The organism is Streptomyces sp. NPDC017448 (genome assembly GCF_044330565.1).
GTDB lineage: Bacteria > Actinomycetota > Actinomycetes > Streptomycetales > Streptomycetaceae > Streptomyces.
Map to the genome: position 1 here is coordinate 1 of NZ_JBIRLM010000012.1, position 20,009 is coordinate 20,009.

Consider the following 20,009-nt stretch of genomic DNA (forward strand, 5'->3'; position numbering starts at 1 on the left):
GCGCCGGGCGGGGCGCCCCCGGGGGGGGGGGGAGGGGGGGGCCGACCTGGCCCCCCCCACCCCCCCCCCCCGGGGGGGCCCCCCGGCCGGGGGGCCCCCCCGCGGTGGGGTGTGGGCGCCGGCCGCCCCGCTGCGGAGATATCGTCAAAGGGTGGACGAGGAGACCGATCCCCCCGAGCAGCCCGACCCCTCCGGCCGACCCGGACCCTCCGAACGGCCTGGCCCCTCCGGCCGACCCGATCCCTCCGGCCGACCCGATCCCTCCGAGCGACCCGATCCCTCCGAGCGGCCCGGTCCCTCCGAGCGGCCCGGCCCCTCCGGCCGCCCCGGACACTCCGAACGGCCCGGCCAGTCCGGTCCCTCCGAGCGGCCCGGCAGGCCCGTCCAACCCGGTCCCCCCGAACCGCCCGCCGGGGGAAGCGCGGTGTGCGCCCGCTGCGGCGCTACCGCCGAAGGCGAAACGGCTCCGCCCACCTGGCTCTGCTCGGTAGAGGACGGAGACCGCCTCCACTTCTGTGGGGACTGCGCGCGACTCCACATCCGCGCGATCGAGAGCCGCCTCGACTCCCTCTGGTGGTGACCGCCCGCCCGCGCCCCGGGCCGCGATCCGAACCGGCCGACCCGGACAACCACCCCGACCCGTCAGGCCGGTACGGGTGGTCACCCGGGGCCGGTGACCGCCCGAGCCTGCCCGGTCGGAACGGCCGCTCGCCCGAACACGGCCGACCGCCCGAGCACAGCCGCTCGCCCGAGCACGGCCGACCGGTGTGGATAACTCGTCCCCAGCCCGGCCGGCCGGCCGCCGCCCCGGGCCCCTCACGCATCGGGAATCCTTGCGTCCCGGGGCCCCTGCTGTCGGGGAGCCCTCGCGCCCGGGGCTCTCCTACGTTCCGGGACCGCCCGTACCCCGGGCTCTCCATACGTTCTGGAACCGCCCGCGTCCCGGTGCTCCTCCTCCCGCAGTCGCCTACGTCTCGACGACATCCCCCCTCGGCTCGGGGGCGTCCTCCTCCTCAGCGGATTCCGCGTACTCCGCTTCCAGGTCCGTCTCCTCCGGGAGGAACCCCGGCAGCCATGCTTCGAGTTCGTCGCGCATCCGGACCGTCGCGCCGAGCTGGCACAGCACCCCGATGGTGCTCAGCGTCACCCGGTGTATCAGGACGTAGGACGGAGGGAGGTTCAGCTGCCTGCCGAGCTGGTGGGCGGGGGAGCGCGGATCGGCTATCCGGGCCGCCTGCTCCCGGAGCCAGCTCCGGCTGAAGGTGAACTCCTCCACCCGGGTGGGCTCGATGATCGGAAGCAGGTAGTCGAGCACCGCGTCCGGATCCAGGTCGATCGACTCCTTGACGAAGCCCTCTTCGCGCAGCAGCCGGTACACCCCCGCCGCGTCGCCCTCCAGCGTCAGCCGCAAGGAGTCGCCGATATTCCGCGGCAGCCCGCCCGGAAGCCGGTCGACCGTGCCGAAGTCCAGCACCCCCAGCCGCCACGCACCGGCCGGATCGCCCTTCTTCACCGGTAGCAGCCGGAAGTTGCCCGGGTGCGGGTCGGCGTGGAGCAGACCGGTGCGCGCCGGACCGGAGAACAGGAAGCGGGCGAGCAACTGACCGGCACGGTCCCGCTGCTCCTCCGTCCCCTCCGCGACGATCTCGGAGAGCGGGATCCCGTCGATCCACTCCGTCACCAGCACCTGGTCGGACTGGTGCACCACCCGGGGGATCAGCACATCCGGGTCGTCCGCGAACTCCGCCGCGTGCTCCCGCTGGGCCTGTGCCTCCAGCGCGTAGTCCAGCTCCTCCGAGACCCGCTCGCGGAGCTCCTTGATCAGAGGCTTGATGTCCATCCCCGGGACCAGCGGCCCGAGCAGCCGGGCGAAACGGCTGAGCTGGGCGAGGTCGGAGAGCAGGGCCTCGCCCGCCCCCGGGTACTGCACCTTCACGGCGACCTCGCGGCCGTCGTGCCACACCGCCCGGTGCACCTGCCCGATCGAGGCGGCCGCTGCCGGTGTGTCCTCGAACTCCAGGAAGTGGTCCCGCCAGTCCTCACCGATCCGTTCGGCGAGCACCCCGTGGACCGTGCGCGCGGGCAGCGGTGGCGCTGCCTCCTGGAGCTTGGTCAAGGCGGCCCGGTAGGGACCGGCGACCTCCTCGGGCAGGGCCGATTCGAAGACCGACAGGGCCTGGCCCAGCTTCATGGCCCCGCCCTTCAGCTCGCCCAGCGTCTTGAACAGCTGGTCCGCCGTGCGCTGCTGCACCTCCCGGGCGACCAGCTCGGCGGACTTCCCGCCGATGCGCTTTCCCAGGCCCCATGTAGCACGGCCGGCGAAGCCGAGCGGAAGCGCGGCCAGCTTGGCCGTGCGCGTTACCGCCTTCCGGGGAAGATCAGACATGTGCCCCTCCAGTTCCCAGACTGCCGTGCCGCTCCGGTCTCCGGTGTCGCTCCGGCGACGGCGGTCACCCCGCCATTGTGTCCTGCGCCCCTGCGCCGGTGACGGCCCGATCCCGCTCAACCTCCCCGGCCGCCCCGCAGGAGCAGTCCGCGTGCGGGCCGATCGGCTCGGACCGCCAGTCCAGCAGGGGCAGAGCGGCCTCCCAGCGGGCCCCGGTAGTGGCGGGGAGGTCCCCGTCCAGAAACGCCAGAGCGTGCGCCGCGGCCAGCCCGGCGACCGCCGTGGCGAGCGCCAGATCGCACGCGGGCACCGCCCCCCGCCGCCCGGAACGCCACTGCGCCAGCATCCGGGGCCACTGCGGATCCCGGTCCGCACGGTGCAGTTCCAGGCACCCCGCGCAACCGGTGCCCCCGGGCAGCACGAGCGGGCCGACCACTCCGGTGGCCTCGATCACCCCCGCGTACAGATGAGGAGTGCCCGACGCGATCCAGGGGCCGGCCGTCTCCGCGGCGGGCGCGTACACCGCCAGACCGTCCCGGGGGGCGACGACGATCAGGGAGAGGGCGGGCTCCCCGGCCCCGAGGGCGGGGCCGGCCCCCGTCTCGACCCGTGCCCCCGGCACGCCCGCTCCCGGCGTCCTCATTCCCGACGCCCCCGCCCTTGACGCCCTCCTCCCAGACGCGCCGGCCCCCGCGCCGGGCACCGCCTTGCCGGGCCTCTCGGCCTCGCCCACCGCCCGCCGGGGACCAGGCCCGGGCGCCGAACGGCGGACGAGCCGGCGGGCCGCCACATCGCGCCGCTCCCCCACGGCCGCCTGGGGGAGGCCCCCGGGCGCCACGTCCCACAGCTCGGCCCGGCCGCCGTCGAGCACTTCGACCCGCCCCACCCCCGCACCGGACAGCACCGAGGCGATGGACGCCCCGACCCGGCCGGCCCCCCGCACCTGGACCCGCATCTCCCGCCGGGCCGCCATCCGGCGCAGCCCGCCGCCCGGCTCGGGACGTACGACCGACAGCGACGCCACATCGGGGCGCTGCCGGTCCATCACTTCGGCCCGCTGACGCAGCACATCGGCTTCCGGTCCCGCCGCCCTCGGGTCGTCGAGGAGCCCCGCCTCCGCCAACCTGCGCAGCAGCACATCGACATGACGCTCCGACAAGTCCAGGGCACGGGCCTCCTCGCGCAGCAACGGCAGACCGCGCGTGCCGTCGAGCAGCTCCAGGAAGCTCCCCGTGGCGAGGTCCACCGGACCCAGCGCCACGGCATGCGCGGGCGTCACACCGAACTGCACGGTGTTCCGTCCACGCCAGGCGCGACGGAGTGCGGGCTTCAGCATCGGATACATGACTTCTCCCCCGGGTGGTGTCATGGGCACGGGCGCACCCGCCGTCCTGGTGGGCCAGGCGGATTTCCGCAGGACCACCGCCAGCATGCGGGCCCGCGCCGAACCGTGCCCGAAGTTGTCCACAGGGGCGGTCTGCTCATCATGCAATCAGTGGATCGGCGCGTCCCGGCCCGGTCGTCCACGGTCCCGGCCCCGCCCTACACGGCCGCGTCCCGCCCGGCCGCACACGGTCCCGGCCCGTCCCGGCCCCGCCGTGCATGGAACCGGCCGGCCCCGCCGCAGGCCGCCTCGGAAGGGTTCTGCCGTGGATCACCGCAGAACCGTTCCCGGGACGGGACTTCTTCCGTGCACAGCGGGTAACGTCGTGACGTGGCTGCCGACCCCTTGCCCGGCCTCGCCGGGGAGAACCCCGCGCGCGGCGCCGGAAGCTCTCCGCACCGCACGGAGAACCGCCCGGCCCGCGCCGCCGCGGCGAGCGCGGTCGAGGTCCGCAGGAGCACCCGGCGCAGGAAATCGGTCTCCGCCTACCGGGAGGGCGACCGCACGATCGTGCTGATCCCCGCCCGGATGTCGCAGGCGGAGGAGCGGCGCTGGGTGGGCGTGATGCTGGACAAGCTGGCCGCTCAGGAGAGCCGGCGCGTCCCGGGCGACACCGAGCTCTCGGAGCGGGCCGCGCGGCTGTCCGCCCAGTATTTCGACGGCCGTGCCAGGCCCGTGTCGGTGCGCTGGGTGACCAACCAGAACACCCGCTGGGGCTCGTGCACCCCCGCCGAGGGCAGCATCAGGCTCTCGCACCGGTTGCAGGGGATGCCGGAGTACGTCGTCGACTACGTGCTCCTCCACGAGCTGGCGCACCTGCTCGTCCCGGGGCACGGGCCGGAGTTCTGGCGGCTGCTGGAGGCGTACCCCCGCACCGAGCGCGCCCGGGGGTATCTGGAAGGCGTGGTGGCGGCCGGCCAGCTGCCCCAGCTGCCCACCGCCCGTTAGGGCCTGTCGTCCCACTGCCGCCTGCCGGGCGACGCCTGTCACGCGCGATCGCGGTGTTGGCCGGGCCCCAGGAGCGACCGGTTCCGTTTCGTGCGCCGATTCTGTACCGGGTGTGTACCGGCTTGGCTCGTTGTCGTCGTTTGCGGTTAGCCTGACGCGACGCATTTACCTTCGGGATGGGGGACGGTCGTTACGCATGGCCAGGGAATTCCAACGCGGCCACAAGGCCAAGATCAGTGACCTCACGCCAGGGACGGATCTGTACGTGGGCGTGCAGATCGCGGCCCCGGGGCTGACCTTCGACATCAGCTGCTTCGGCCTCGACGCCGACGAGCAGCTTTCCGACGACCGGTATTTCATCTTCTTCAACCAGCCGAAATCGCCCGAGGAGTCCATTCAGCTCCTCGGCGCGCAGTCGGGTGACACCGAGTCCTTCCGCGTCACGCTCGACCGCATTCCGCCGGCCATCCACAAGCTCTCCTTCACCGCGACGCTCGACGGCGCGGGGCAGATGTCCCAGATCGGCCCGGGGTACATCCGGATCGTGGCGGGCGGTGAGGAGGTGGTGCGGTACTCCTTCACCGGATCGGAGTTCACCACCGAGCGCGCGGTGATGCTCGGCGACTTCTACCTGAAGGACGTCTGGCGTTTCGCCGCCGTCGGCCAGGGTTTCGACGGCGGTCTCGAAGCGCTCCTGAAGAACTTCGGCGGCGAGGTCGCCGAGGAGGAGGCCCCGCCCGCGGCGGCCCCCGCCGCCCCGGGTTTCGCCCCGCCGGCCCAAGCTGCCGCGCCCCCCGCCTTCGGCGCCCCGGCCGCCCCTCAGCCCGCGCCCGCCTTCGGAGCCCCGTCCGCTCCCCAGGCCCCGCACCCCGCGCCGTCCTTCGGCGCCCCGGCCGCTCCCACCCCGCCGCCCGCTCCGCAGCACCCCGTGCACGCGGCCCCGACGATGGCGGCCCCCCTGGCCCCTCAGGCCCCGCAGCCGCCCATGGCTCCGCAGGCCCCGTCCCCGTACGGCCAGCCGCAGCCACCGCAATTCGGCCAGGCCCCGGGGCAGGGCGCCCCGCCCGCCACGCCCTTCGGCCAGCAGGCGCCCGCGCCCTTCGGCCAGCCCGCCCCGTCCCCCTACGGCCAGCAGCCCCCGGGCGCGCCGCAAGGCGTTCCCCAGGGTGTGCCGGCCGCGGGCGCCGGACTCCAGGCGGCGCTGCAGCCGTACAAGGAGACCGCGACCGGCCAGCGCTGGACCCCGCAGAACCAGCAGCTCATGCGGGTCGACCTGACCATGGGCGGAGCCGGGGTCCTGGCCCGCCAGGGCAGCATGGTGATGTACCAGGGCAAGGTGGACTTCGGTTACAAGGGTGCCGGTTTCGTCGGCCGAGCCGTGGGGAACGCCACCGGCCAGGAGATGCAGCTGATGCGCTGTACCGGCCGCGGCCAGGTCTTCCTGGCCGAGGAGGGTTCGCAACTGCACCCGATCGAACTGCAGGGCGACGCCATCTGCGTCTCCGCCGAGAACGTCCTCGCCTTCGACGAGTCCCTCCAGTACGAGATCCGCCGGGTCGAGGGACACGGCATCCCCGGTGGCGCCCTGTTCACCATGCAGTTCCACGGCACCGGCACGGTGGTCGTGAAGACGCACGGCACCCCGGTCGTCCTGCCGGTCACGCCCACCACGTTCGCCGACTGCAACGCCGTCGTCGCCTGGTCGGCCGCCTCTCAGGTGATCGTTTCCAGCCAAGTCCGGCTGCGCCGCAACGCGTACCCCGGACACAGCGGGGAGACCGTGAACCTCCAGTTTCGGGGAGCCCCCGGCAACTTCATCGTCGTCCAGCCCTACGAGGTCTGAGGGAGCCCGTCATGAACCAGCAACTCGCGGGCTACGCCCCGACCCCCGTCACGGCCCGGATGGAGAACCACGGCAAGGCCATGCTCAAGGTCGCCATGGCCTCCGGGCAGGACCTCTTCGCGCGCACCGGCTCCATGGTGGCGTACGAGGGCTTCATCCAGTACGAGCCCAACCCGCCCGCGGTCCGGCAGATCGCCTCCCAGTGGATCACCGGGGAGGGCGCCCCCGTCATGAAGTGCTCCGGCGACGGGTTGCTCTACCTCGCCGACTACGGCGCCGACGTGGTCGTCATCAACCTCGACAACGACTCCATCTCGGTCAACGGCACCAACCTCCTCGCCTTCGACGCCCACCTCACCTGGGGCGTCGAGAAGGTGAAGGGGCTGGCCAAGTTCGCCGGACAGGGTTTGTGGAACGTGGTCGTCCAGGGCACCGGATGGGTCGCCATCACCTCCCGGGGCACCCCGATCGTCGTCGACTGCGGGCGCGGCGAGGACGAGACGTACGTCGACCCGGACGCCCTCGTCGCCTGGTCCCCGAACCTCAAGGTGAAGGGCAAGCGCAGCTTCAAGGCCGGCTCGCTGATCGGCCGGGGCAGTGGTGAGGCGTACCAGATGGCCTTCTCCGGACAGGGCATCGTCGTCGTCCAGCCGAGCGAGGACAGCACGGACCGCCTGCGGATCCGGAACTGAGGGGGAGGGAGTCCACACCATGCAGAGTCCGCTTTTCAGCCACACCGAGCAGCAGAGCCAGGACCGGTACGCGATCCAGAACCCGCAGCTCCTGCGGGTGGCGCTGACCGGCCACGACGACGTCCTCGCCCGCAAGGGCGCCATGGTCGCCTACCAGGGCCTGATGGACTTCGACGGCGAATACCAGTCCCAGGGACAGCGCCGGGCCCGGGCGCGCACCGGCGAGGGCCTCGACCTGATGCGCGTGTCCGGCCAGGGCACCGTCTACCTCGCCAACCTCGCCCAGTACATCCACGTCGTGGACGTCGACCGCGAGGGGATGACGGTGGACAGCTCCTACGTCCTCGCGCTCGACTCCTCGCTCCACACCGAGGTCATCGCCGTGGACAGCCAGTACGGGATCTCCGGCAGCGGCAAGTACCAGCTCAACATCTCCGGTACGGGCAAGGTCGCCCTGATGACCTCGGGCCAGCCGCTGATGATGCAGGTCACGCCCGACAAGTACGTCAACGTCGACGCGGACGCGATCGTCGCCTGGTCCAGCTCCCTGCGCGTGCAGATGCAGGCCCAGACGCACTCCTCGGGCGTCTTCCGGCGTCGCGGCAACACGGGGGAGGGCTGGGAGCTGAGCTTCCTCGGCCAGGGCTTCGCGCTGGTCCAGCCGAGTGAGGTCATGCCCCCGCAGAACGCCCAGATCGGCCAGGGGGCCCGCGCCCAGTTCGGCATGGGCCAGCAGGGTTCCCACGGCCAGAACCAGAACAACGCCTGGAACTGACCGGCGCGGCGGCACACGACGGTAAGGGGCGGCCTCCACAGAGGCCGCCCCTTGCCCATGGCCGTTCGACCGGCTGCTACAGCCGGGCCCGCGCCGCCTCCAGCAGCCGTACGACGGAGGCGTCGGCCACGCCGGGCACGTCCTCGTACGCGAACCAGCGCAGCTCCAGGGACTCCTCGCTGATCCGCTCCGCCGCCCCGGCGGGGGCCAGCGCCGCGTACTGCACGTCCAGGTGCCAGTTGCACGGCGCCGGGATCGGGTGCCGGTCCAGCCGGACGGGCCCGCCGGGCAGCAGGGCCAGCCCCGTCACACCGGATTCCTCCGCGGCCTCACGGAGCGCCGCCGCCTCCAGGGTGGCGTCCTGCGGCTCGCAGTGGCCGCCCATCTGGAGCCACATCCGCAGCTTCCGGTGCAAGGTCAGCAGCACCTTCTCCCGCGACGGGTCGATCACCAGGGCGCTGGCCGTCACATGCCCGGCCCCGCACGCCTTCCACATGCCGTCGTCGTGCTCGGCCAGATGGTCCAGGTAGAGCCGGCGCAGCTCCGCCTGGCCACCGGCCGCGTCCTGGGGGGCGTACCCCTTCAGCACGAGGACGGCGTCGTCGTGCAGGGTCACCGGTCGCGGCCGTCCTCGTCCGCGGCCTCTGCGCCGCCGTCCTCGCCCTCGCCCTCGGCGGGCTTCGGCTTCTCCGGCGCGGGCGTGGCCGAGCCCTGCGCCGCCTCGCCGAGCATCTTGTCAAGCTCGGAGAAGTCGGCCTGCTCGTGGTGGACGAAGCCGTCCGGGTCGTCCAGGTCGCCGGCGGTCGGCAGCATGTCCGGGTGGGCCCAGAGCGCGTCCCGGCCCTCCAGCCCCCGCGCGTCCGTGAGCGAGGCCCACAGGCGCGACGCGTCCCGCAGCCGGCGCGGGCGCAGCTGGAGGCCGATGAGCGTGGCGAACGTCTGCTCGGCCGGACCGCCGGAGGCGCGGCGCCTGCGCATCGTCTCGCGCAGCGCGTCCGCCGAGGTCAGCCGGGACTTCGCGGCCTCGTGGACCACCGCGTCCACCCAGCCCTCCACCAGGGCGAGAGCCGTCTCCAGGCGGGCCAGGGACGCCTTCTGCCCGGGCGTGTCCTCGGGCTGGAACATGCCCTGCTGAAGGGCGTCCTGCAGCTGCTCCGGCTGCGAGGGGTCGAACTGGCCGACCACGTCCTCCAGCTTGCTGGTGTCGACCTTGATCCCGCGGGCGTACGCCTCGACCGCCCCGAACAGGTGCGACCGCAGCCACGGCACATGGGCGAAGAGCCGCTGGTGGGCGGCTTCGCGCAGGGCCAGATACAGCCGGACCTCGTCCTGCGGGACGCTGAGGTCCTTGCCGAACTTCTCCACGTTCAGCGGAAGGAGCGCGGCCTTCCCCGCCGGGCCCAGGGGCAGCCCGATGTCGGTGGAACCGACCACCTCGCCGGCCAGCGTGCCCACGGCCTGCCCGATCTGCTGGCCGAACATGGCGCCGCCCATGGAGCGCATCATGCCGATCAGCGGGCCCGCCATGGCCTGCATCTCCTCGGGGAGCACATCACCCATCGCCAGGCCCACCCGCTCGGCCACCGGGTCGACCAGCTGCCGCCAGGCGGGCAGCGACGCCTCGACCCACTCCGCACGGCTCCAGGCCACGGTGGAGACCGAACCGGAGGGCATCGAGGTGACGCCGTCCAGCCAGAGGTCCGCCAGCCGCAGCGCCTCATCGACCGCCGTGCGCTCCGAGGAGCCGACACTGGCGTCCTTGGAACCGTCCGGCGTGCCCTGCGAGACCGTCTGGCGGGCGATCTGCTTGGCCATGTCCCAGTTCACGGGACCGCCCTCGTAGCTCAGCATCTGGCCGAGCTGCTGGAAGGCGGCGCCGAGATCGTTCGGGTTCATCGAGCCGAACATCGCGGCGAACGGGTTGTCCCCGCCCGCCCCCGGCCCGAATCCGAACGGGTTTCCGGGCCCGCCCGCGCTCTGCCCACCTTCGGTGGGGTCCTTCTTCTTGCCCTCGTCGCCGTTCTCCGGCTCCTCCGGCGGAAGGCCGAATCCGAATGGGGTGTCACTCACGGGTTTCCTCGGCTCGTAGGGCCGCCGGCTCGAACCGACGGCGACTGCCCGACATCACCACCCAGCGTAGACACCACGCCCGCTTCGGGCCTCAGTGCTCCGTCGGCTCCCGGCCTGCGGCAGGATGGACGCCACCTGGTACGTACGCGTCACGTCGGGTACGTACTGAAGACAACCGCTGGAGACGCCCGGTGAGTTCCCCAGATCCGCAGGTTCGCGCAGCGCGAAACCCGACCGACCCCTCGCCCGCGAGCGCACCCGAAGAGAAACGTCCCAGGAGCCGCAGGAACCGGGGCCCCGTCGTCGCGGTCACCGGCGCCGCCACCGGCATCGGCGATCTGCTGACCGCCCGCCTCGCCGCATCCGACGAGATCAAGCAGGTCATCGCCATCGACGAGCGTCGCGGCGAGGTCTCCGAGGCGACCTGGCACATCCTGGACGTCCGCGACCCGGTCATCGCCGAGAAACTGCGCGGGGCGGACGTCGTCGTGCACCTGGCCCTCGATCTCGACCTGGAGACCGACCCCGCCGCCCGCACCGCGTACAACGTACGGGGAACTCAGACCGTGCTCACCGCGGCGGCCGCCGCCGGGGTCCACCGGGTCGTGCTGTGCACCTCGGCGATGGTCTACGGAGCGCTCGCCGACAACGACGTGCCGCTCTCGGAGGACGCCGAGCTGCGCGCCACCGCCGAGGCCACCGGCGTCGGCGACCTCCTGGAGATCGAGCGGCTCGGCCGCCGGGCCCCCCGCGCCCACCCCGGCCTCAACGTGACCGTCGTGCGCCCCGCCGTCCTGGTCGGCGGCACCGACACCGCCCTGACCCGCTACTTCGAGTCCCCGCGCCTCCTGGTCGTCGCCGGCTCGCGCCCCACCTGGCAGTTCTGCCACGTCGAGGACCTGGTGACGGCGCTGGAGTACGCCGCGCTGGAGAAGATCGACGGCGAGTTCGCGGTGGGCTGCGACGGCTGGCTGGAACAAGTCGAGGTCGAGGAGCTGAGCGGCGTACGCCGGATGGAGCTGCCCTCCGCCGTCGCGCTCGGGGCCGCCGCCCGCCTCCACCGGATCGGCCTCACCCCGTCCCCGGCGGGCGACCTGGCGTACACCATGCACCCCTGGGTCGTCAGCGTCAGCCGGCTGCACGACGCGGGCTGGCGCCCGAAATGGACGAACGAGGAGGTGCTCGGCGCCCTCCTCGAAGAGGTCGAGGGCCGCCACACCGTCGCCGGCCGACGCCTCGGCCGCAAGGACGCCACCGCCGCCGGAGCCGCCGGAGCCACGGTCGCACTCCTCGGCGCCGCCGCCGTCGTCCGCCGCGCCCGCAAGGCCCGCCGCCGTATCTGATCCGCCCGACGACGCCTGTAGGAGACTCCAAACGGGTCGTCCCGCCGCCGGTGGAAGAGGCAATTCCAGGTTGTCGGAGCCGTACGGCACGATGGGGGCATGGCACCCATCCACGACCACCCCGGCGAGCACGCGGCGGCCGACCCCGTCCGGCTGCTGGCGATCCGGGACACCCCGCTCTCCGTCGACGAGGTGTTCCGCGCCGTCGGCGACGACGCGGCGGGCGGCATCGCGCTCTTCGTCGGCACCGTCCGCAACCACGACGGAGGGCAGGACGTCGGCGCGCTCGGCTACTCCTGCCACCCCTCCGCCGAGGACGAGCTGCGCCGGGTGGCGGAGAAGGTCGCCGCCGACTTCCCGGTCCGCGCCCTGGCGGCCGTCCACCGAGTGGGTGAACTGGCGGTGGGCGACCTGGCCGTCGTCGTCGCCGTCGCCTGCCCGCACCGCGCCGAGGCGTTCGACGCCTGCCGCAAGCTCATCGACGACCTCAAGCACGAGGTGCCGATCTGGAAGCACCAGCGGTTCTCGGACGGTACGGAGGAATGGGTCGGAGCCTGCTGATCGCAAACCGTACGGAGACGCATCAGCCCCGATTTGCGTAACCGCCCCCCCGCCATGAGCGTTGGTCTTCCGGATCGTTAATCTGCTGATCGGGGTACCCGGTCGCTCATGGGTAGGGAGGTCGTGATGGCGGCACTCGCGTGGCTGTTGATTCCTGTCATAGCTGCTGTCGGCGGTGCGATATGGGCGGGCTGGGCTGCCCGCGATCGCACGACCGGCGATGTCACCGAACTCGCCGGCTACGCCCGTTTCCGGGACGCGATGGCCAAATCGCATTCCGGTTCCGAGGCCGCCTGAGACCGACGCACGCCGCGTGACGCCTGCCGCCGCGTTCCGGTCGCCCCCGGACGGCCCGGCCCCGGCGGTGCACTGACAGGCCCTTCCCGTACTGTCGTTCCATGCCACGCCGCACCGCGACGATGCTCGCCTCCACCCTCGTCCTCATCGCGCTGCTCTGCGCAGGCGTGCTGATCAAAGTGCCGTATGCGGAGATGTCCCCCGGACCGACGGTGAACACCCTGGGCGACGCGCGCGGCGAGCCCGTCCTGCAGATCTCCGGTCGCAAGACGTACCCGGCTTCCGGCCATCTCAACATGACGACGGTCCGCGTCACCGGGGCGGAGTACCGGATGAACATCGTCGAGGCCGTCTACGGCTGGCTGGCCCACGACAGCGTCGTGGTCCCGCACGACACGCTCTACCCGGACGGGAAGACCGAGGAGCAGTCCACCCAGGAGAACGCCGAGGAGTTCAGCCAGTCCCAGGAGAGCGCCAAGGTGGCGGCCCTGAAGCAACTGGACATCCCGGTCGCCACGCAGGTCGTGGTCTCCACGGTGGTCAAGGGCAGTCCCTCCGAGGGCAAGCTGCACGCGGGCGACGTGATCAAGGCCGTCGACGGCACGGCGGTCAAGGAGCCCGACGACGTGGCGAAGCTCGTCACCGAGCACCGCCCCGGCGAGAACGTCACCTTCACCATCGTCCCGGCGAAGGAGGCCGCCGCCGCCGAGAAGGCCGGCCGCGCCCCCGAGGGTGGCGAGAAGATCACCGTCAAGACGGTGAAGGCCCCCGCCCAGGGCGAGGGCGAGGCGGGCGGCGAGGGCCGGGCGATCGTCGGCATCAGGGCCGGGACCGACCACACGTTCCCGTTCGAGATCGACATCAAGCTCGCCGACGTCGGCGGCCCCAGCGCCGGGCTGATGTTCTCCCTGGGCATCATCGACAAGCTCACGCCGGGCGACCTGACCGGCGGCACGTTCGTCGCGGGCACCGGCACCATCGACGACGCGGGCGAGGTCGGCCCGATCGGCGGTATCACCATGAAGCTGGTCGCCGCCCGCGAGGCGGGGGCCCGCTACTTCCTCACGCCCGACGACAACTGTGCGTCGGCCGCGGCCGACACGCCCGACGGGCTCACCCTCGTGCGGGTCAAGACCATCGAGGACGCCACGGAGTCGATGGAGCTGATCCGCGCGGGGAAGACCGCCGGCCTGCCCAGCTGCTCGACCGGCTGACGACCGCGCCGCCCGGGGCCCGCGAGGGCTCCCGGGCAGCGGCCGGCTCAGGACTCGAACGTCGCCGCGAGCGCCTCGGCGAGACCGGGCACCAGGCCGGCGCCGGTCAGCACCTCGGTGGGCGAATCCTTCTCGCGCAGCCGTACGGCGGACTCGCGGGCCCCGTCCCGCAGGACGGCCACCGTCATCCGCACCTCCTGCCGGTCGGGGTGGCCGGCCACCCACTTCGTCAGCTGCTGGTCGCTGAGTCCCTCGGGCACGGAGGCCTCGGCGGACGGCGGCAGCATCAGCCGCTCCACCGTCATGGCGCAGCCGACCACCGCGTCGGGCCAGGCGATGGTGGCGAGGAAGTCGTCGAGCGCGGTACCCGGCGGCAGCTCGTCCTGTTCGATCGGGGTGAGCGCGGCGACGGAGGAGTTGGGGTCCTCCAGGCCCAGCTGAGCGGCCAGACCGGGCTCCTGGACGCGCAGTTGCGCGGTGTCGACCAGGGCGAACAGCCGGGCCGGCTGGTCCCAGCCGAGGGTGGAGGCATAGGCGTCGATTTCGAGGACGGCGACGGTGAGCGGACTCGCGGCCATCGGGGGTCCTGCGGGGGAAACGTTGGGCATGGGCAATATCCTGCCTCCTTCCGCCCCGGGAACGGGAACTAGGTAAAGCCTCAGTAAGTTGCATAGGTGGGCTCTACGATCCCTGGGCCTGCTCCACACGACCGCGAACTTCGAGGTGCGCACGTTGGCTTTCCAGATGCCGGACCGCGGCGGAGGCCCGACCGGGCCACGGATCAGAGTCGGCCGCCCGTCCCGGCGTGCCCGAACCCTGCTCATGACTTTGGGTGTCCTGGCGGTCCTCGCCATGGCTTTCGTCATGTTCGCGGGGTTCTGGACGGACTGGCTCTGGTACAGGTCGGTCGCGTATTCATCCGTCTTCACCACCACCCTGTGGACCAAGATCGGGCTGTTCCTCGTCTTCGGACTGCTGATGGCGATCGCCGTCGGCGTGAACATCTGGCTCGCGCACCGGCTCCGGCCGCCGCTGAGCGCGATGTCGCTGGAGCAGCAGAGCCTGGACCGCTACCGCATGAGCATCGCCCCCTACAAGAAGTGGGTGCTGCTCGCCGTCACGGCCCTCGTCGGACTGATCGCCGGAGCCTCCTCCTCCGGCCAGTGGCGCACCTGGCTGCTGTACATCAACGGCGTGCCGTTCAACCAGAAGGACCCCCAGTTCAAGCTGGATGTCGCCTTCTTCGCGTTCGACCTGCCGTGGTACCGCTTCCTGCTGGGCTTCGGCTTCGCGGCGACCGTGCTCTCGCTGATCGCCGCCGCGCTGACCCACTACCTGTACGGCGGACTGCGCATCACCAGCCCCGGCGCCCGCGCCACCGGGGCGGCCACCGGCCACCTCTCGGTGCTGCTCGGCATCTTCGTCTCCCTGAAGGCCGTGGCGTACTGGCTCGACCGGTACGGACTGGCCGTGAAGTCCAGTGACTTCAAGGCCACCGACAACTGGACGGGTCTGCGGTACGTCGACGCCAACGCCTACCTCCCGGCGAAGACCATCCTGTTCTGCATCGCCGCGATCTGCGCCGTGCTGTTCTTCGCGACGCTGTGGCGCCGCACCTGGCAGCTCCCGGTCATCGGCTTCGGCCTGATGGTGCTCTCGGCGATCCTGATCGGCGGGCTCTACCCGGCGATCGTGCAGAAGTTCCAGGTCCAGCCGAACGAGCAGGCCAAGGAAGCGCCGTTCATCCAGAAGAACATCGACGCCACACGCGACGCGTACGACATCGACGACGCCAAGGTGGACGACTACGACGGACAGGCGGCCACGGAGGACGACACCAAGCTGCGGGCCGCGGCCAACACCGCCGCCAGCTACCGCGTGATGGACCCCAACGTCGTCTCGCCGGCCTTCCAGCAGCTCCAGCAGCGGAGGAACTACTACCAGTTCCCCAAGACGCTCGACGTCGACCGCTACAAGGACGAGGACGGCAAGGAGCAGGACACCGTCATCGGGCTGCGTGAGCTGAACATCCAGGGCATCCCCAAGCGGAACTGGATCAACGACCACTTCACGTACACCCACGGCTACGGCGCCATCGCGGCCCGCGGCACCACCACCGGCACCAACCCGACGGGGTCCCCGGACTTCACCGAGTCGGGCCTGCCCTCCACCGGTGAGTTCGGCAGGTACGAGCAGCGGATCTACTACGGCGAGAAGACCGAGCAGTACTCCATCGTCGGCGGGCCCCAGAAGGAGCTCGACTACGAGGAGGACGGCGAGAAGACCACCAGCTACAAGGGCGACAGCGGGGTCAGCCTCTCCAACGGCTTCAACCGCGCCGCGTACGCGGTCTCGTTCAGCGAGCCGCAGATCATGTACTCGGGAGCCATCGGCGAGGGCTCGCGGATCCTGTACAACCGCACGCCCAAGGAGCGCGTCGAGGCGGTCGCCCCGTGGCTGACCATCGACGGCGACGCCTACCCGGCGGTCGTGAACGGCCGGATCCAGTGGGTCGTCGACGCGTACACCACGAGCAACGGCTACCCGTACGCGTCCCGGACGACGCTCGGCGACACCACGGCCGACTCGCTGACGACCAACCAGCGCGCGGTCGTCGCCCAGCAGAACCAGGTCAACTACATCCGCAACTCGGTGAAGGCCACCGTCGACGCGTACGACGGCAAGGTCAAGCTGTACGAGTGGGACACCGAGGACCCGGTCCTCAAGACCTGGCGCAAGGCGTTCCCGGGGACGGTCGAGCCCCGGAGCGACATCCCGAAGGCGCTGATGGACCACCTGCGGTATCCGCAGGACCTCTTCAAGGTCCAGCGCGAGCTGCTGACCCGCTACCACGTCGAGGACCCCGCGCAGTTCTACAGTGGTTCCGACGCGTGGCAGGTGCCGGACGACCCGACCAACAAGGAGCCGGGCTCCGTTCCGCCGTACTACCTGAGCATGAAGATGCCGGGCCAGGAGGCGCAGGAGTTCTCGCTGACCACCACGTTCACCCCCCGGGGCCGTCCCAACCTGGGGGCCTTCATGGCGGTGAACGCGGACGCGGCCAGCAAGGACTACGGCACCATGCGGCTGCTGCGGGTCACCTCCACGGTGAAGGGCCCCGGCCAGGTGCAGAGCGAGCTCAACGGCAACGACGACGTCGCCGAGTTCGTGAGGAACCTGAAGGGCACCGACTCGGACATCGAGTACGGCAACCTGCTGACGGTCCCGCTGGAGGGCGGCTTCCTCTACATCGAGCCGGTCTACACGCGCGGCGGCAACCAGAACTACCCGCTGCTGCGGAAGGTCGCCGCCTCGTACGGATCGAAGATCGTCTTCGAGAACAGCCTGGGAGACGCCCTCAACGCGGTCTTCGGGGTCGACGGCGACGCGGACACGACGCCGCCCGACCCGAGCGAGCCGCCGGGCGAGACCGACGAGCCCCCGGCCACCGGTGACGCGGCGCTCAAGAAGGCCATCGCGGACGCCCAGAAGGCGTACGAGGACGGCGAGAAGGCGCTCAAGGAGCAGGACTGGCCGGCCTACGGCAAGGCGCAGGACGCGCTCCAGGAGGCGCTGGAGCGGGCCGCCGCCGCGCAGCCCAAGGCGGGCGGCGAGGGGGAGAAGGCCGACGGCGACAAGCCGGCGGGCGACGCCGAGCCGGAGAGTTCGGCCTCACCCGCGAGCGCCGAGAAGTCCGCGGCCCCGGCGGAGGAGTCCGAAGGGGCCGAGAAGGGCTCCGACCAGGGCAGCTGAGAAAAGTCCACCCCGCGTCGTGATAGTGTTTGAACACAACGACGCGGGGTGGAGCAGCTCGGTAGCTCGCTGGGCTCATAACCCAGAGGTCGCAGGTTCAAATCCTGTCCCCGCTACTGAAAAGACGAAGGCCCGGATCTCCTGGAGATCCGGGCCTTCGCCATGCCTGGGGTGAGGGTGCCGTGTCGATTTCACACGGTGGGCGTGAAGCGCGGTTCGGTGGGCAGCAGTGGGGTCCGGACGTGTTTGACTTGTCTCTCTGTGGGCATGTCGACAAAACGCTGTAGTGACCTCACTGTCCGCGATATACGAGGTGTACGCGGGTTACAGGTGGTGCGACGATGGTATTTATGGGGGACAGGGCAACTCTGTTGGAGACAGGGCGGTTTGTGCGGCAGCGCGGCCACGACGGGGAGAGCGCGGTAGACGCGGCTTTCGCCGCTGCCATCGCCGGGGCGGGTACACCGGTCCAGCGGACCGGCGATCTCGGCACGACCTCGTCCGACGAGGCGGTCCCGTCCGATGAGGGCGCCGCGCCCGAGGGCGGACCCGCACCCGAGGGCGCCGTCCCCGAGGATGCCACCACCGACGCGGTCGACGCCGCGGACCACGCCGAGAGCGAGGCGCGCCACCGACGCGCCGCCGACGCGGGGGACACCGCCTCCATGAGCGTCCTGGGCGCCCTGCTGCTGCGCCGGGGGGACCTGGACGGCGCCGAGCGCTATCTGCGCGCCGCCACCGCGGACGGCGACCGGGCCGCCGCCAACAACCTGGGCGTCCTGCTGCACCAGCGCGGCTACCCGGACGAGGCCGCCGGCTGGTGGCGCATCGCCGCCGTGGCCGGTTCCGCCGCCGCCGCGCACGCGCTCGGACGGCACCTCCGCGAGCGCGGCGACGAGCCCGGCGCCGAGTACTGGCTGCGGCAGTCCGCCGAGCAGGGCCACGCGCTCGGCGCGTACGCGCTCGCCGACCTCCTGGAGCACCGCAGCGACGTCGGCGCCGAGCGCTGGTTGCGCGCCGCCGCCGAACAGGGGCACCGCGAGGCCGCCTACCGGCTGGCCCGCGCGCTGGAGCGCAAGGCCGTCGAGGACCCGCACGAGGCATTCGGCCTCGGCCGCGGCCCGGTGCGGACCGGGACGGGGCTGAGCCTGCCGGGCGTCGCGCCCGCTCCCCCCGCGGACGGCGCGGCGGGCAAGGGCGCGGCCGACGGCGACGGGCCGGTGGCGGGGCCCGCCACGGGCCGGGTCGGCGAGGCCGAGCAGTGGTACCGCCAGGCCGCCGCCCGGGGCCACCGGCGCGCCGCCCTGCACCTCGGTGCGATCCTGGAGCGACGCGGCGAGTTGAAGGAGGCCGGGCGCTGGTACCTCACCTCCGCCAAGGCGGGCGAAGCGCGCGCCGCCTGCGCGCTGGGGTTCCTGCTGCGCGACGCCGGCGACGAGGAGAGCGCCGCCGTGTGGTGGCTGCGCGCCGCCCAGGACGGCGACGGCAACGCCGCCAACGCGCTCGGCGCCCTGCACGCCGCACGCGGTGAGCAGCAGACCGCCGAGCGCTGGTACCGGGCCGCCATGGACGCCGGGGACGTCAACGGGGCGTACAACCTCGGGCTGCTCTGCGCCGCCCAGGACCGCATCCCGCAGGCTGAGCAGTGGTACCGCCGCGCCGCGTACGCCGGGCACCGCGAGGCCGCCAACGCGCTCGCGGTCCTGCTCCTCCAGGCCGGCGACCACACCGGGGCCGAGCCCTGGTTCTCCAAGGCGGCCGAGGCGGGCAGCGTCGACGCCGCCTTCAACCTGGGCATCCTGCATGCGGGGCGCGACGAGGACCGTACGGCGCTCGGCTGGTACGAGCGGGCCGCGGCAGCGGGGCACACCGACGCCGCGCTCCAGGTCGGCATCGCCCTCCTCCGTGAGGGAGAGGACCAGGAGGCCGAGCGGCACCTGCGCTGCGCGGCGGGCGGCGGCAGCGCGGAGGCGGCCTTCCGGCTGGCCGGGGTGCTGGACGCGCGCCAGCCGCCCCCGGGGCCTCCGGCGCTCGGCGAGCCGATGCCGGAGAAGACCGAGTGCGAGGAGTGGTACGAGCGGGCCGCCCAGCAGGGCCACCGCCGCGCCCAGGTCCGGGTCGGCATGCTCGCCGCCGCCCGGGGGGACGTGGAGAGCGCCGCCCACTGGTACCGGGAGGCCGCCGAGGCGGGCAGCCGCAACGGGGCCTTCAACCTCGGGCTGCTGCTGGCCCGCGAGGGCAGCGAACGCGAGGCCGCGCTGTGGTGGACCCGGGCCGCCGGGGCCGGGCACGGCCGCGCCGCGCTGCGCCTGGCGCTCCTCGCCGCCCGCCGGGGCGAGCTGACGGAGGGGCAGCGCTGGTGCGCGCGGGCCGTGGAGCTGGGGCCGGCCGAGGTGGCCGAGCGGGCGGCGCGGCTGCGCGAGGCGCTCCACCAGGAGCTGACCGCGTGACGCCGGGCCGCCCGGCGCCGTGACCGGCGGCGAACGGCGCCCCGGCCGGGGCGCCGTGAAGGGATTTGCATCGCCCGACCCGCTGACGTAACGTTGCATTCACCGACGCGGGGTGGAGCAGCTCGGTAGCTCGCTGGGCTCATAACCCAGAGGTCGCAGGTTCAAATCCTGTCCCCGCTACTGAAAAGACGAAGGCCCGGATCTCCTGGAGATCCGGGCCTTCGCCATGTCCGGAGGCCGAGAGGCAGAGGCGGCGGCCGGGAGGCGGCGGCCGGGAAGGCCCGCGGTGGCCG

Annotated in this window: 15 protein-coding genes and 2 tRNA genes; 12 read left to right on the forward strand and 5 right to left on the reverse strand. The window is 72.4% G+C overall.

The window, feature by feature from the left end; translation table 11 throughout:
- Positions 1-967 precede the first annotated feature (967 nt).
- Positions 968-2,386: an ABC1 kinase family protein gene (locus ACH4K1_RS20360; RefSeq protein WP_398090686.1), complete on the reverse strand. Its 1,419-nt coding sequence runs from the start codon at positions 2,384-2,386 to the stop codon at positions 968-970.
- A gap of 64 nt (positions 2,387-2,450) precedes the next feature.
- Positions 2,451-3,731 carry a ThiF family adenylyltransferase gene (locus ACH4K1_RS20365; RefSeq protein ID WP_398090687.1) on the reverse strand — a complete coding sequence of 427 codons (1,281 nt, stop codon included), beginning with the start codon at positions 3,729-3,731 and terminating at the stop codon, positions 2,451-2,453.
- A 369-nt stretch (positions 3,732-4,100) separates the two neighbouring features.
- Here ACH4K1_RS20365 and ACH4K1_RS20370 point away from each other — a divergent pair, with 369 nt between their 5' ends.
- The 4 genes from ACH4K1_RS20370 (at position 4,101) to ACH4K1_RS20385 (ending at position 8,028) form a co-directional block, all read left to right on the forward strand.
- The gene (locus tag ACH4K1_RS20370; RefSeq protein WP_398090688.1) at positions 4,101-4,718 is read left to right on the forward strand and encodes a M48 family metallopeptidase; all 618 of its coding nucleotides are present in this window, start codon (positions 4,101-4,103) and stop codon (positions 4,716-4,718) included.
- A gap of 196 nt (positions 4,719-4,914) precedes the next feature.
- Positions 4,915-6,561 (forward strand): TerD family protein, encoded by a 1,647-nt coding sequence (locus tag ACH4K1_RS20375; RefSeq protein ID WP_398090689.1) that lies wholly within the window; start codon positions 4,915-4,917, stop codon positions 6,559-6,561.
- Positions 6,562-6,572: 11 nt separating this feature from the next.
- Positions 6,573-7,253 carry an AIM24 family protein gene (locus tag ACH4K1_RS20380; protein ID WP_228990568.1) on the forward strand — a complete coding sequence of 227 codons (681 nt, stop codon included), beginning with the start codon at positions 6,573-6,575 and terminating at the stop codon, positions 7,251-7,253.
- Between the two features lie 19 nt (positions 7,254-7,272).
- Complete coding sequence (locus ACH4K1_RS20385; protein WP_228990569.1) at positions 7,273-8,028, forward strand: AIM24 family protein; 756 nt, start codon at positions 7,273-7,275, stop codon at positions 8,026-8,028.
- A gap of 76 nt (positions 8,029-8,104) precedes the next feature.
- On the opposite strand, the gene ACH4K1_RS20390 is transcribed toward ACH4K1_RS20385, so the two are convergent.
- Both ACH4K1_RS20390 and ACH4K1_RS20395 read right to left on the reverse strand, forming a co-directional pair.
- A complete protein-coding gene (locus ACH4K1_RS20390; RefSeq protein ID WP_398090690.1) occupies positions 8,105-8,644 on the reverse strand; it encodes an NUDIX hydrolase in 540 nt (179 codons plus the stop codon).
- Entirely contained in the window at positions 8,641-10,098 is a 1,458-nt protein-coding gene (locus ACH4K1_RS20395; protein ID WP_398090691.1) for a zinc-dependent metalloprotease, read from the reverse strand. The genes ACH4K1_RS20390 and ACH4K1_RS20395 overlap by 4 nt, the downstream gene beginning before the upstream one ends.
- Positions 10,099-10,289: 191 nt before the next feature.
- Here ACH4K1_RS20395 and ACH4K1_RS20400 point away from each other — a divergent pair, with 191 nt between their 5' ends.
- From ACH4K1_RS20400 to ACH4K1_RS20415, 4 genes are all read left to right on the forward strand, one after another.
- Entirely contained in the window at positions 10,290-11,441 is a 1,152-nt protein-coding gene (locus ACH4K1_RS20400) for an SDR family oxidoreductase (protein WP_228990572.1), read from the forward strand.
- A 99-nt stretch (positions 11,442-11,540) separates the two neighbouring features.
- On the forward strand, positions 11,541-12,002 hold the full coding sequence (locus tag ACH4K1_RS20405) for a molybdenum cofactor biosynthesis protein MoaE (protein WP_398090692.1): 462 nt from the start codon (positions 11,541-11,543) through the stop codon (positions 12,000-12,002).
- A 126-nt stretch (positions 12,003-12,128) separates the two neighbouring features.
- A complete protein-coding gene (locus tag ACH4K1_RS20410; protein WP_228990574.1) occupies positions 12,129-12,299 on the forward strand; it encodes a hypothetical protein in 171 nt (56 codons plus the stop codon).
- Positions 12,300-12,400: 101 nt separating this feature from the next.
- Positions 12,401-13,513: a PDZ domain-containing protein gene (locus ACH4K1_RS20415; RefSeq protein WP_398090693.1), complete on the forward strand. Its 1,113-nt coding sequence runs from the start codon at positions 12,401-12,403 to the stop codon at positions 13,511-13,513.
- A 47-nt stretch (positions 13,514-13,560) separates the two neighbouring features.
- Here the strand turns inward: ACH4K1_RS20415 and ACH4K1_RS20420 are convergent, their stop codons facing one another.
- Positions 13,561-14,121, reverse strand: a complete 561-nt coding sequence (locus ACH4K1_RS20420) for a PPA1309 family protein (RefSeq protein WP_398090694.1) — start codon at positions 14,119-14,121, stop codon at positions 13,561-13,563.
- A gap of 136 nt (positions 14,122-14,257) precedes the next feature.
- Between ACH4K1_RS20420 and ACH4K1_RS20425 the strand changes: the two genes are divergently transcribed.
- The 4 genes from ACH4K1_RS20425 (at position 14,258) to ACH4K1_RS20440 (ending at position 19,896) form a co-directional block, all read left to right on the forward strand.
- Positions 14,258-17,266, forward strand: a complete 3,009-nt coding sequence (locus tag ACH4K1_RS20425; protein ID WP_398090835.1) for a UPF0182 family protein — start codon at positions 14,258-14,260, stop codon at positions 17,264-17,266.
- Between the two features lie 42 nt (positions 17,267-17,308).
- Positions 17,309-17,382, forward strand: a tRNA-Met gene (locus ACH4K1_RS20430).
- Positions 17,383-17,607: 225 nt separating this feature from the next.
- Positions 17,608-19,716 (forward strand): tetratricopeptide repeat protein, encoded by a 2,109-nt coding sequence (locus tag ACH4K1_RS20435; RefSeq protein WP_398090695.1) that lies wholly within the window; start codon positions 17,608-17,610, stop codon positions 19,714-19,716.
- Positions 19,717-19,822: 106 nt separating this feature from the next.
- Positions 19,823-19,896 (forward strand) — tRNA-Met (locus tag ACH4K1_RS20440).
- The last annotated feature ends 113 nt before the right edge of the window (positions 19,897-20,009 follow it).

Excerpts from the sequence above, each read along its gene's own strand:
- ACH4K1_RS20375 (WP_398090689.1), top strand. The coding sequence starts at position 4,915 with ATGGCCAGGGAATTCCAACGCGGCCACAAGGCCAAGATCAGTGACCTC.
- ACH4K1_RS20405 (WP_398090692.1), top strand. The coding sequence starts at position 11,541 with ATGGCACCCATCCACGACCACCCCGGCGAGCACGCGGCGGCCGACCCC.
- ACH4K1_RS20415 (WP_398090693.1), top strand. The coding sequence starts at position 12,401 with ATGCCACGCCGCACCGCGACGATGCTCGCCTCCACCCTCGTCCTCATC.
- ACH4K1_RS20425 (WP_398090835.1), top strand. The coding sequence starts at position 14,258 with ATGCCGGACCGCGGCGGAGGCCCGACCGGGCCACGGATCAGAGTCGGC.
- ACH4K1_RS20410 (WP_228990574.1), top strand. The coding sequence starts at position 12,129 with ATGGCGGCACTCGCGTGGCTGTTGATTCCTGTCATAGCTGCTGTCGGC.
- ACH4K1_RS20420 (WP_398090694.1), bottom strand. The coding sequence starts at position 14,121 with ATGCCCAACGTTTCCCCCGCAGGACCCCCGATGGCCGCGAGTCCGCTC.
- ACH4K1_RS20385 (WP_228990569.1), top strand. The coding sequence starts at position 7,273 with ATGCAGAGTCCGCTTTTCAGCCACACCGAGCAGCAGAGCCAGGACCGG.
- ACH4K1_RS20365 (WP_398090687.1), bottom strand. The coding sequence starts at position 3,731 with ATGTATCCGATGCTGAAGCCCGCACTCCGTCGCGCCTGGCGTGGACGG.
- ACH4K1_RS20360 (WP_398090686.1), bottom strand. The coding sequence starts at position 2,386 with ATGTCTGATCTTCCCCGGAAGGCGGTAACGCGCACGGCCAAGCTGGCC.
- ACH4K1_RS20380 (WP_228990568.1), top strand. The coding sequence starts at position 6,573 with ATGAACCAGCAACTCGCGGGCTACGCCCCGACCCCCGTCACGGCCCGG.
- ACH4K1_RS20435 (WP_398090695.1), top strand. The coding sequence starts at position 17,608 with ATGGTATTTATGGGGGACAGGGCAACTCTGTTGGAGACAGGGCGGTTT.